At 28.4% G+C, this 13,601-nt stretch carries 10 protein-coding genes; 8 read left to right on the top strand and 2 right to left on the bottom strand.

Annotated features, from left to right (window positions below):
• Nucleotides 1–430: 430 nt before the first annotated feature.
• From NPA07_RS04790 to NPA07_RS04805, 4 genes are all read left to right on the top strand, one after another.
• Nucleotides 431–2,047 (top strand): phosphotransferase, encoded by a 1,617-nt coding sequence (locus NPA07_RS04790; protein WP_126118317.1) that lies wholly within the window; start codon nt 431–433, stop codon nt 2,045–2,047.
• Entirely contained in the window at nt 2,040–3,095 is a 1,056-nt protein-coding gene (locus tag NPA07_RS04795; RefSeq protein ID WP_126118316.1) for a DMT family transporter, read from the top strand. Before NPA07_RS04790 ends, NPA07_RS04795 begins: the two co-directional genes overlap by 8 nt.
• 316 nt (nt 3,096–3,411) lie before the next feature.
• A complete protein-coding gene (locus tag NPA07_RS04800) occupies nt 3,412–4,707 on the top strand; it encodes an AEC family transporter (RefSeq protein ID WP_126118315.1) in 1,296 nt (431 codons plus the stop codon).
• A gap of 7 nt (nt 4,708–4,714) precedes the next feature.
• The gene (locus NPA07_RS04805) at nt 4,715–5,704 is read left to right on the top strand and encodes an NAD(P)-dependent oxidoreductase (protein WP_126118314.1); all 990 of its coding nucleotides are present in this window, start codon (nt 4,715–4,717) and stop codon (nt 5,702–5,704) included.
• 355 nt (nt 5,705–6,059) lie between these two features.
• Here the strand turns inward: NPA07_RS04805 and NPA07_RS04810 are convergent, their stop codons facing one another.
• A complete protein-coding gene (locus NPA07_RS04810) occupies nt 6,060–7,730 on the bottom strand; it encodes an APC family permease (protein WP_126118313.1) in 1,671 nt (556 codons plus the stop codon).
• Between the two features lie 700 nt (nt 7,731–8,430).
• Between NPA07_RS04810 and NPA07_RS04815 the strand changes: the two genes are divergently transcribed.
• Both NPA07_RS04815 and NPA07_RS04820 read left to right on the top strand, forming a co-directional pair.
• Nucleotides 8,431–9,426, top strand: coding sequence for a DNA cytosine methyltransferase (locus NPA07_RS04815; RefSeq protein WP_126118312.1), 996 nt, complete (start codon nt 8,431–8,433; stop codon nt 9,424–9,426).
• Between the two features lies 1 nt (nt 9,427).
• Nucleotides 9,428–9,727, top strand: coding sequence for a hypothetical protein (locus tag NPA07_RS04820; protein ID WP_126118311.1), 300 nt, complete (start codon nt 9,428–9,430; stop codon nt 9,725–9,727).
• On the opposite strand, the gene NPA07_RS04825 is transcribed toward NPA07_RS04820, so the two are convergent.
• Nucleotides 9,702–10,487, bottom strand: a complete 786-nt coding sequence (locus NPA07_RS04825; protein WP_126118310.1) for a PDDEXK family nuclease — start codon at nt 10,485–10,487, stop codon at nt 9,702–9,704. The genes NPA07_RS04820 and NPA07_RS04825 overlap by 26 nt on opposite strands.
• A 170-nt stretch (nt 10,488–10,657) precedes the next feature.
• On the opposite strand from NPA07_RS04825, the gene pfkB reads away from it, so the two are divergent.
• The gene (gene pfkB, locus NPA07_RS04830; protein WP_126118309.1) at nt 10,658–11,578 is read left to right on the top strand and encodes a 1-phosphofructokinase; all 921 of its coding nucleotides are present in this window, start codon (nt 10,658–10,660) and stop codon (nt 11,576–11,578) included.
• A complete protein-coding gene (locus NPA07_RS04835; protein WP_126118308.1) occupies nt 11,569–13,575 on the top strand; it encodes a PTS fructose transporter subunit IIABC in 2,007 nt (668 codons plus the stop codon). The genes pfkB and NPA07_RS04835 overlap by 10 nt, the downstream gene beginning before the upstream one ends.
• The last annotated feature ends 26 nt before the right edge of the window (nt 13,576–13,601 follow it).

Genomic DNA, 13,601 nt, shown 5'->3' on the forward strand with positions numbered 1-13,601 from the left:
AAGTTATGAAAAAAACTTTAGGATTGAAGACAAAATGAATTAATTAAAAGCAACTTCTTAATGATGTTGTATGTTTTAATATGCAAAATTTTAAAAAAATTAATTTAACATTTAAAAATGCGGTAAACCTTAATGTTGTACACACAAAAACAAAAAATAACACATTTTTTGCTGTTTTGGTTAAAAAAATAGCCAAACTTTTATGTGTTTTGGCTATAATTTTTACAACCTTAAAAATTGGACAAAATAGAAGAAAATTATCACAAATTTGGTAATTTTCAACACCACCGAGTTATTTAAAGTTACATTTTTTATGTCGATATTAAATTAATTAAATGAATAAATTATCTATACTTAAATAACTTTATTATTAATTAAATTGCTTACCAATTATAATAATATCAAATTCATTTTACAAACAGGAGCAAGTATGAATAAAAATACACAAGTAATTATTTTGGCAGCAGGTTTTGGTTCAAGATTAACACCATTGACACTCAGGCTTCCCAAAGGTCTTTTGGAAATTAAGAAAGATATAAGAATTTTGCCTCACCTTTTGAATTACCTTAAAGATTTTAAAAATAAGACAATTGTAACTGGCTACAATTACAAACTATGAGACAAACTTATTAAACAAGAGAACCTTAATAAAGTGTTTAATAATGAATATAGTGAAACTAACTCATTGTATAGTTTGTATTTAGCAATCAAGGACCTAGATAATGTTGAGGGGGGGGTCTTAATAGTTACAAATGATACATTATTTTTAGAAAATATATTTGATAAGGAAACCGATTACTCCTGAGTAAATACACTTAGCAGTGATGTAAATAAAGCTGAATGAGAAATTATCGAAATTGGCAATAGAATTGTTGATTTTCGTATTAGAGACTTAAACAAAGTTTATAAGAAAAGCGAATTCGAATTTATAACTGGTGCTTCATTTATACATCAAAGAGACTTTAATAAATTTAAACAAGCAGTTATAAAAAGAGTAGAAAATCCTGCCTCGAAACAAAATGATTATTGAGAATTTGCACTACTTGATATATTAGCCGATATTGACCTAAGAAAATATAATTGCGACCAAAAACTCTATGAAATAGACGATTTCAGCGATTTGCTCTCTTTTGATAACGAAGCTCCTTGCTTTAAGAATGATATTTATCTTAATAAAATTAAAGAAATTTTTAATGTTGAATTTGAAGATATTTTAAATATTGAACCAGTTAAAAAAGGAATGACTAATGATTCATTTTCATTTAATATTAAGGACAAAAAATATATAGCGAGAATACCAAAAGAAGGTTCAAAAAGTTTAATTAATCGCTATCAAGAAAAAGATGTTTACAAGAAATTAGAGAATAATAAGATTTCCGAAAAAGTTGTTTATTTTGAAACTAATGAAGATATTGAACATCCTCTACATGGTTTTAAGATAACAGAGTGAATTAATAATGCCAAATCAATTAATGGCAACAATTCAAAAGAAGTTAAAAACGCAATAGAAACATATCGTAATTTTCATAATCAAAAATTAAGCGTCAACTTCGACTTTGATATTCTTAAACTTTTAGATTACTATATTTCAATTATTGGCGAAGAATACAAAAACCTTCCAAAACATATTATTGATAATGAAATTAAAATTAGAAAAATGTTGGAATATCATAAACTGCAAAACTTCCCAAAAGTACTCTGCCACATTGATTCAACAGCAGGAAATATTTTAATTGACAAACAAGGTAAAATAAAACTTATTGATTGAGAATATGCTGCAAATAGTGATCCATTTTTAGACATAGCTAACTTATGTATGGATTGTCAATATGGACTCAAGGAAGCAAATTGAGTCCTAGAAACATATTTGCAAAGAAAACCAACAAAAGAAGAAAAAAACAGATTATATATTTTAATAGCTTCGGTTGGTCTTTTATGAACATATTGATGTGAATACAAAAAAATATATAATGAATTCTATAACGATTACTATAAAATATATTACTCTGCAACACTAAAATTTGTCAATAAGGTTAAATATGAATAATGATGATTTAAGTATTAATACAAAAGAGCAAAAGAATAATAAAAATAAAGATTTTTTCAATAAATCAATCGCTCTTTTTTCTGGGATTATGTGAGCACTTAATGGTGTTTTGATTTCAACTCTTAGTAAACTATTGCCTCAAGACTCTTATTTTATTATTGGACATTTAGGCCAAGCAAAACTTGCTCTTATGCTTACTTTTTTAAGCGATCTTTTTGGTTTGCTAACAAGCTTAATAATTATTTTTTCCTTTAAAAAACACAAAGAGTTTTTTGCAGCCTTTAGAAACAAAAACATTTGGATTTTATTACTTAGTTCCTTTTTTGGTGCACCATTAGGTATGACAATGTATGTACTTGGCATTATTTATGTTGGTACTGGTATAAGCAGTGCAATAACAGTATGTTATCCAGTAATTGGGGCTATGTTAGCATTTATTTTCTTAAAACAAAAAACTACAAAAAATGGTTTATTTGGATCAATTATTTCACTTCTTTGTATATTAACACTAGGAATATTGCAATTTCAAAAAGGTGATATTAAGAATGGTTGAGGTTTTTTGTTCGCAATTATCGCTGCACTTTGCTGAGCGCTAGAATCTTTTTTATCGACCTTATCAATGAAAAATTCAATAGACCCTTTTGTGTCAATATTTTTTAGATATGTTGTTTCAATATTTGTTCTTGGTGTTTTTGTTTTGCCATCGTTAAAAATTTATGGACATAGTAGGCAATTATTTAGTAATCTTAACACTCTTTTAATTGTTGGATCTGGTGTTGTTGCTTGCATTTCTTATATGACATTTTATTATGCATTAGACAAAAATGGCATTCCGCTTACAACAGGCTTAAATATTTCATATGTTGCTTGAACAATCATCTTTGATTTAATGAGATTAGAATTTTATTCTTATTATTTTTACATTCTATCAATCTTAATTTTATTAAGTCAAATTATTACATTATTACCAGATGATAAATTTATATTTAGAAATTGAAAAAGACAGAAGACAAAATGTAAGGTAGAGGATACAAAAGAATCAGATTAGCAAAATGTCATTATTATAATACTTGTCAAAATTTATCAATTTACTAAAAAAACTATAAAACAGTTGTTTTAGTAAATTTTTTATTCTCATTTTTGTCAAGGTGCTAGTGAAATTGTAATTGAGTTTGATATAAAAGATCTATGAACTATTAGCTGAATGCTACTTCCATAGTAAAAGTATAGGAATTTTGTATTGCATTTAAAGATTTTTTTCTTACAAGAAAAAACACTTTTTTTACTTAATTAATAAATATTTTATTAATTCTTTTAAAAATAAAAAAATATAATTATTAAGTATATATTAATAAAGGAGAAACATGGAAGTTAAACAAAAATTAGTTTCAACATTAGCTAATGTTAACCTCTGAAGTGCTATTATTGCTTCTATTGTAATAATTGGACTTGGTTATTTGTTAGTTAAAATAAAATGATTTAAGTCAACTTGGAAGGCTGCTCTTGTTGGTGTGGTTATGAAGGTTGCACTACCAGCACTTGCTCTTTCAGGTTTTATGAAAAGTATATCAATTAATGACTTGAAGGAACAAGGAATTGTTTTAGGTGTTGCTTTTGCATTTTATATTTTATTATCTGCCGGTGCTTGATTATGAATTAAATTTGCACCTAATAAAACACCAGAAGTTGTAGAAAATGCACAAGAAAACACAATTATTGGAGAAATGAGTGCCACAAAAACAGTTGATGAATCTCGTCACCGTGCAATGGTTGTTTGAATGCTATTAATATTTGGTTCTACAACATTTTTTGGAATGCCAATTATTAGAGAATTATATTCAAAAGGCGGACTTTTAGCTGCTGGTATTTGAAATGTACCTTATAGAATTTTCTTATATTCATTCTGTTTTATGCAAATGAAAGGACTAAAATTTAATAAAGAAAATATAAAGAATTCTGTTAAAACAATGTTTTTAAACCCAATTATTATTGCTACATTTGCCGGTTTAATTCTTTGATTAACTCAATTAATTCCAGGTGCTGGAATTACTATTAAAGATGCAGCAGCTAATACATCAATAATGACAAAAACTGGTGCACTAACTGTAACAAAAATTGGTTCATTTAGTACAAATTTTTCAACAGTTTATGGAACAGTTGCTAACGGAAAAAATACTTGATATATCTATAATGTTGCTAGCGGTTTATATGAAGTTACAACTAAAACTCCAAAAGGTTGATTTGAGTGAGAAACAACACTACCATACTTACACAAATTCATTAGCATATTAGGTAGCTTATGTTCACCACTAATTTGATTAGCTATTGGTATGACACTTGCCGAAAGCAAAATTAAAGAAGCTGTTAGTGATAAATGAGTTTGAATTTACTCACTTATTAAATTAATTGTTATTCCTCTTGCTGTTTTTGCAGTGTTTTGAGGAATTAACAAAGCAAGTGGTGGAACTCTTATTGCTAAAAACGTTGGTATTGCAATGGTTATTTTTGCAGCTACACCACCAGCAACAGTTGCTGTTGGTTATGCAATAAGTGAAAATAAATGTGCAAGACTTGCAAGTTCTTGTTCAGCGTTTAGTACACTATTAGCTGTTATAATCTTGCCAATTTGAATCGTTGTAGGTGAATTATTATTCATATAGGATTAAAATGAAAATTATTACGTTTAAAGTTCGAGATGTAGAAAAACCAATCTTTGAAGAAATTAACAAAAAGTTTGGGCATGAATTAGAAATTCATAGCGAAAGTTTGACATTAGAGAATGTCAAACTAACTAAGAGTTTTGATGCTGTTATTGTTAGGGTTGATGGTTCAATAAATAAGGAACTACTTGACCTATTAAAGGCTAACGGAGTTAAATATTTATTAACTAGAACTGTTGGAACTGATCACATTGATTTAGATTATGCTCATAAATTGGGCTTTAAGATGGCTAGAGTGCCATCATATTCACCTACTGCAATTGCTGAATTAGCTTTTGCACATGCACTAATGCTTTCAAGAAACACAATTCATTTTGCTCATAAAAGTTTGAATAATGACTTTGTTGTTGATGCAAAAGGTTTTGCAACTGAACTTAAAAATAAGGTAGTTGGCATTGTAGGGATTGGAAAAATTGGTTTAGCAACTGCTAAGATGTTCAAAACTATGACAAATAACGTTCTAGGTTATGATCTTTATCCAAGTGATGAAGGCAAGAAGGTTGTCAAATATACAAAAACACTTGAAGAATTAGTTAAAAAAGCAGATATTATTTCATTTAATTGTCCTTATGTTAAGGGTAAAAATGACAAGATGATTAATGATGAATTAATTAAATTAATGAAACCTGGTGTAATTATTGTTAATACGGCTAGGGGGCAAATTCAAGATGAGGAAGCCTTATTAAGAGGTTTGCAAAGTGGAAAAATTCAAGCAGTTGCTACCGATGTTTTAAATAACGAAAAAGAAATTTTCTTTAAAAAACATACTAAAATTGAAAATAATACAATTAATCAATTACTTGGATTTTATCCACGCTTCATTTTAACACCACATATTGGTTCATATACAGATGAAGCTGTTAAGAATATGGTTGAATATACATATGAGAACCTAAAAGAATATGTTGAAACTAATGAATGTAAAAATGCTATTTAGTTAAATAATGAAACTATTGTCCTTTTGGATAATAGTTTTTTGTTGATTACCACTTTATGAGATTGTAAACGTAATCAGGTTTCGGAGTTGACAATGTTCCAATTCACTAAAAAGACTGTTTTATAGAGTTTTTTGTAAAAAACGAGCTGTTAAATTAATAACACTTTTAGGTTAAAAAATGCTATTTTTCACACTTTAGAGAAAAAATATTGGGTTTCGGAGTTGAAGTCAAATGAATTTACCAAAAGCTCTATAAAATAGACGTTATAGTAAAAAAACAGATACTTAAATTAATAACACTTTCTAGGCAATAAAACTCCTCACTTATAATATAAAAAATGAACTAAGTTTTAACCTAGTTCATATTGTTTTTGTTTTCTTTACTTAATTTCTCTTCTGCAACAATTCTTAATTGTTCATCTCTTCAATTCATATATTTTTCAACACTGCCAAATTTCTTTTTGAAATACATATCTTCAAAAACATGTGGCAAATATGGCACAACAATATAAATAATCAAAGTTACAATTGTCATTATTCTACCAATAAGCAATTCTTTATAAATTAAACTGCTCTTATCTTCAAATCATGCTAGCATAATGACATCAACAAATGGAGCAACTGTTGTAATAATAATTGCTATAAAGGTAACAATCATACTGAAGTATGCACAAACTAAAAAGTATTTCTTTTTATTAACTGAAACCAAGTTTGTTTTTCTGTTTCTAATTCCACCTAGAATTGCAATGGCTATAAATGTATAAACTATTAACGATGACCAATTAGCAATTAAATCTGCAAAATTATATAACTTATTTAAGTGATCAGAAACCGCTGAATTGAATGAATTATATGTTGCAGCTGGAAAATATGCTAATGCTCCAATGATTGAGAAAATCACAATCATTGGAATTGATATAACTAAACTGTATATCATTCCAACAATAGGTCTATTTGCATTAAGTCTATTTCTATATTTAAATCACAAAGGCAACTCACCACAAATTAATAAGTCCTCGACATATCTAGAAAACCACATTCCAAAACTGTTTATAATTCCTAAAACTCCAATTGCTATTGATACATTTAGTAAACCAAAAATTATATTCGCTGTTTTTATTCCTCATCAAGCATCAATAAATGTTTTCATTTTGTTAAATGAACCACCATTAATACTCATAGCAACTGCTATTAGAATATAAATTACTGTTGTAATTAATAAACCAATTAATAATGCATATGGTGTCTTTTTTGGTTCCTTCATCTCTGATTGAATTCCGCTGGTTACATAGAAACCATCATATGCAAAAAATATTGCTGATATTGATAAAAATACACCTAAACCAGCTCCAAAAGATTTAATTGAACTCAATGGAGATCCAGTTTTAATATTAAATTTTTGATCTTGCACAGTGGCACTAATTAAATTCGTGCCGCCTTTATTAGTAAAGGCTAAAATAAAACCAATCGAAATAATAAACACTAAAGGTAAAAATTTAATACCTAAAATTATCTTATTATGAATATCACCGGCTTTTGAATATAAAGAAGGCACAATTGCAAAATATATAGTAATTAATAAACTAATAGCAGTTCATATTATTCAATCATACTTAGTTCCTATAACATATGCTTCTTTACCCATAAATGAACCTATACCTTGTTGTAAGGAAATTAATGCATATAGTGGCATAAAAAAATATGTTAGTGGTAAATAAACATAAACCATAAAATTTTTTGACAGATTAAAGGTTAATCTACTATTAAATATTTGATTTCAGCCAACAATTGATAAATTATTTTTCTTAGAACTCGAAATTTCAACAAGGGCTAGTGCCATTGTAATAACTGCTAGTGCAGTGAAAATTCAACAAAAAATAGCTAAAATTAGACTTTGATGTGAATTATTTAATATACTCTCGCTCTTAAAATAAATTCCGGCTCCGGTACTACCACCAATAACCATTAATATTGCTGCAAAGAATGTTATTTTCTTCTGTTTTGTTTTACTTGTTTCATTATTCATTATCTTTGCTCCTAAGTAAAATTATTTTACCAAAAGCAACAATTTAAATCGTTGATTGGTAAAAATAGGCAATTAAAATGGGAATTTAGAGGTTTTTAGACTTAAATTTTCATTTTTTGAAGTTTGTAGTTGCTTATAAATGGAGGTATTTAATTTAACAATAGCAAATTAACACGCTATATTGAGATTAAAATTAGTGCTATTTCTTTTTGATTTTATATACAGCGAGAAAAGATTGGTTAACAGGATTTAATTAGGACGGTGAATTTTTTATCAAAACTAAATGCCATTTTAAAACATTTGGTTTTAAAATTTAATGTTTTATTTATTTAATCAATTATTGTTGTGCCCGTTGTTGGTTGTGTTGGATTTGAAGATTGCGATGGTTTTAAGGGCCTTGAGTCTCTTCGCTACAACTTGCAGACACTAAACAAAATAACATACTAGTAAATCTCAAGATGTCTGCAAGACTAATTTCAATTTTTCTGCAAATAAAACTTTCTTCAATAATTTAGAATCTATACCTTTTATTGATGAAATCTAAAATGATGCTCATGTAGCACAAACACATAGTAAAAAGCAGTAATGATTATTTTAATGTTCAGTAACCATTTTTTGTTGATTATTTGGAATGAGTCATAAGTTAAATTTATGCACCTTGCGCTATAATTATTTTATAAATTTTATAAGGAGAGAAAATATGATTAATATCAAGAAAAAAACACTTCATGGATATAAATTCATAGATCTCTTTGCAGGATTAGGTGGTTTTAGATTAGCATTGGAATCTTTGGGAGCAAAGTGTGTTTATTCTAGTGAATGAGATAAAAATGCTCAAAATGTTTATAAGAACAATTTTAATGATTATCCTAATGGCGATATTACAAAAATTGATGAAAAAACAATACCTAATCATGATATTCTTTGTGCTGGTTTTCCTTGTCAATCATTTTCAATTAGTGGCAAACAAAAAGGATTTAATGATAATAGAGGTGTGCTTTTTTTCGATGTCGCTAGGATTGTTAAAGAAAAGAAACCAAAGGTTGTTTTTATGGAGAATGTTAAAAATTTTGTAGTGCATGATGATGGAAGAACTTTGAACATTGTAAAAACAACTATGGAAGAACTTGGCTATACTTTTTTTCAAAAAATTTTAAATTCTTCAAATTTTGGAATTCCACAAAAAAGAGAAAGAATATATATGGTTTGTTTTAGAAATGACTTAAAAATAGATGATTTTAATTTTCCAAAAGGATTTAAATTAACAAGATTTCTAGAAAATTTTCTTTTAAAAGATGAAGAAGTGAAAAATTTATATGTTGATAGAACTGACACAATTTATAATGGGGTTAAATGCGATAAAAATATTAACAAACTGGTTAGACTTGGAATTATAAATAAAGGTGGTCAAGGTGAGCGAATTTATAGTCCTAAAGGTATAGCAATAACTCTATCTGCAAGCGGTGGAGGTTTCTTTTCAAAAACGGGTGGATATTTAATTAATGGGAAATTAAGAAAATTGCACCCTAGAGAATGTGCAAGAATTATGGGTTTTCCTGATACCTATATTATTGAGAAAAGCAATGCACAAGCATATAAACAATTTGGAAATTCTGTTGTTGTTGATGTATTGCAATACATTGCTATAAATATTGCTGAATCACTAAAAACAGCAAAGGATTTTAAAGAGCTTTAAAATGAAAGAATGAGAATTTACTATTTATTTAAATAAAAACAATATTAGCAAAAAAGTTGCAAGTGATATTGTGTCAAGGTTAAAAAGAATTGAGACATCCATTAAAAATTGCGATATAGATGATGAGTACAACAAAGACAAATGCAATTGTTTATTGAAACTTTTCGAAAATAGAGGAAATAATAAAAAAATAAAAAAAGAAATTAGAGAAAAGTTCCCTATAGGCACTATTGGTATGAATACATTTAAATATGCAATTAAGAAATATGTTATGTTTAAAATCGAAATAGAAAATCAGTAATTGGCATATATTTTGCATCCTTCTTAATATTAATTGAAAATATTACACTGGCATTGAATGTATTCGATAATTTTCTAATTTCAAAGCAATTATCTCTCTTTGAAAATAGATATTCATAGTTATTAATATTAAATCTAATGTTATGGAGATTAAAATTCGACCAAACAAGTAACTTTTTGTTAGATGAAACAATTTTTATTATTGAATAATTTTCTTGTATGTATTTAATGATTTCAGGTTGTTTTTTGATACTTACATTACTCGTTCCACTTTTTTTCACTCTATATTTTGCACTTATGTTAAAAGCCTCATTGATATTCTCAATATCTACAAGTTTAAAGTTATTTACTAATATAAATCTAACTTTTTTTCTTTTATAATGCGATTTTATTCAATCGGAAAAAATTGATTGAGAATTAGAAAAAATTAACTCTTTTCCGCTTGTTCCTGCCTTTACGTAATATTGAAATTTGCTATTCATGTGATTTATTATCTCTTGTGCATATTTGTTTATCTTGCTATCGTTTAATGGACTATATTCAAACTTTTTTGAATCTAGATTTGGCAACAATACAAATTGCCCGCTTTGTGCTGGACAGTATTTTACCTCTATATAAAAAATTTCTCCGTTTTGCTTCTCAACCATAATATCGGAATTTTTTGAATTAGTCCCACCACATCTTGTAAACTTTGCTTTGCCAGAAAACATTTTATTTAAAAAATCTGTTCCTTCAATTTCAAAAATTTCTCAAAAATTCATATTTATACCTTCTCCTACTACATATTAAACTAGTCAAATTTCCTACTTGTTATCAAGAAATGGAAATTTTTTTATTTTAAAATACTGTTGCTTGAAAATTATTTTTTGCTTTTTTGACATTAAATTACTATGTTTTTAAATTTAATATAATTTAATTAAGGAGGATAAATATGATTTACACTGTGACATTTTCTCCTTCGCTAGATTATTCAATGAACCTTGAAAGTGATTTTAAACAAGGTAATATTAATCGAAGTGTTAGAGAAAATTACATAGTAGGTGGAAAAGGAATAAATGTTTCAATTCTATTAAATAATTTAGGTACAAAATCAACTGTTCTTGGTTTTGTAGGTGGTTTTGTAGGTGAATATATTAAGAGTTCTCTATCTTCACAAAAAATAAATATTGATTTTTATGAAGTTAGTGAAAACTCTCGAATTAATGTCAAATTAAATGGCAAAAAATTCGAAAGTGCAATTAATGCTAATGGACCACAAATTAGTCAACAAGACATTGACCAATTAGTCTATAAAATAGATAAAAGCATCAAAAATGGCGACACGCTGGTTCTAGCTGGTAATATACCAAAAAATTTAAGTAGAAACATTTATGAAATAATTCTAGAAAGAATTAAAGATAGGCAAGTTTATATTATTGTCGATGCAACTAAGGATCTATTATTAAATACATTAAAATATAAGCCATTTTTAATTAAGCCAAATTTAGAAGAACTAGAAGAAATTTTTGGTCAAAAATTAAACTCATTCGATCTAATTAAGTCTAAAGCACTAGAACTTAAGAATATGGGTGCTAAAAATGTTCTTATTTCTTGCGGGAAAGATGGGGCTTATTTATTTGATGAAAATAATCAAGTCCATAATGCTAAAAGCTATAAAGGAAAAGTAGTTAGTACTGTTGGTGCTGGTGATAGTATGGTAGCTGGTTTTATTGACAGTTATTTAAAAAACAATGATTATAAAAGAGCCTTAGAATTTTCAATTGCTTGTGGTTCTGCCACAGCATTTGATACTCAAATTGCATCAAAAGATGCAATTATTAACCTAATTGAAGGGGGGCAAAAGTGAAAATAAAAGAACTTTTAACTCTTAAAAATATTAATGTCAAAGCAAAAGCAAAAGATAAATTAGAAGCCATTAAATTAGCTGTTGATTTAATGGATGATGATGTTATCTCTGATAAGAGTGCATATTTAGATGCAGTCTTAAAACGAGAACAACAAACAACAACAGGCCTAGGTGATCACTTAGCAATACCACATGGTCGTGGTACATTTGTTAAGAAACCTCAATTAAGTGCACTTGTACTAAAAGACGGTGTTGATTATCAATCGCTTGATAATCAACCAGTTAAGTTGTTATTTTTAATAGCAGCACCTGAAACAAGTGAGAGTGAAAACTTGCATCTTGAAGTTTTAGCAAAACTAAGCAAGATGCTAATGGATAAGGAATTTATTAATAAACTTATTGGTGCAAAAGACTCAAGTGAGTTTCTTAACTTAATTGAAGTTAAGGAAAGTGAAGTTGAAGCTGCTGAGAAAGTTGAAATTGATAAAAGCCAAAAATTCTTAGTGGCTGTTACAGCTTGTCCAACAGGTATAGCTCACACATATATGGCTCAAGAATCTTTGGAAAAAGCAGCTAAAAAACTTGGGCTTCAAATCAAAGTTGAAACACAAGGTTCAGATGGAGCAAAAAATGTTTTAACTAGTGATGATATTAAAAATGCAACCGGTGTTATTGTGGCTGCTGATACAAATGTTGAAGTTGAACGTTTTGCAGGCAAAATGTTAATTAGAACATCTGTAACAAAAGGTATCAAAGAACCCGAAGAATTAATTAATAAAATTTTGGATGGTAGTGTACCTATTTATAAAAATTCAGAAGTTAAAGAAACTTCAATAAGCGGTGGTGAAAAATTAAGTTTTGGTAAACAAATTTACAAAAACTTAATGAGTGGTGTAAGCCATATGCTCCCATTTGTTATTGGCGGTGGTATCTTAATTGCACTTGCATTCTTATTTGACTCATTTTATGGTAAGAGTGCAATTGGATCGCAATTCGGTTCACACTCAGCATTAGCACGATTCTTTATGAAATCTGGTGGCTTTGCCTTTGGATTTATGTTGTCAGTGTTTGCTGGTTTTATAGCTTATTCAATAGCAGGTCGACCAGGTATTGCTGTTGGTATGGTCGCCGGGGCTATGGCAGGTGCTAGTGACTTTGCAATCCATCCAACAGGTTCTAATGCCGGGTTCTTAGGTGCATTACTTGGTGGATTCATTGCCGGTTTCTTAATTTTAGGACTAAAATGATGCTTCAAGTGATTACCTAAATCACTTGAAGGTATGAAGCCTATGTTAGTGTATCCAGTACTTGGTATATTAATTATGGCTCTAATTATGTTCTTTATTGTAAATACTCCTTTATCATACTTAAATTACTACATTAAAGTAGCTCTTGAAAAAGTTGTTGGTGGAAATAAAAACATCTCAATTGGATTTAAAGTTGGAATGGGTATTCTTTTAGCCGGAATGATGGCTGTTGATATGGGTGGACCAATTAACAAGGTTGCCTATACAATTGGTACTGCATCAGTTGATCCAAACGGAATTAATCAACCGTGAATTATGGCCAGTGTTATGATCGGTGGTATGGTTCCACCTCTTGTAATTGCCCTTGCTGCTGACTTATTTCCACAAAAATTTACTTCAAAGGAAAGAAAAGATTCAAAAGTAAACTACTTAATGGGTTTTGCATTCATAACTGAAGGGGCAATTCCTTATGCTGCTAGTGATCCATTTAGAGTAATTGGTTCATCAATAATTGCTAGTGCAATAGCTGGTGGACTATCAGCTGGTCTAGGTTGTTCAGTACCTGCACCACATGGTGGAATATTCGTATTTGCAGTTGTGCAAGGATGATACTGATACATATTTGCATTAGTTACAGGTGCATTTGTTGGTGCATTTATATTAGGAATATTAAGAAAAAAAGTAGATCCAAGTGAACTAGGAAAATGAAAAGGTATTCCTATTGGAAAAGGTGTTTACTTTAACAAAAACAAATAAACAGAACAAAAACAAAATTTGGGCCA

The organism is Mycoplasmopsis caviae (genome assembly GCF_024498215.1).
GTDB classification, from domain to species: Bacteria; Bacillota_I; Bacilli_A; order Mycoplasmatales; family Metamycoplasmataceae; genus Mycoplasmopsis; species Mycoplasmopsis caviae.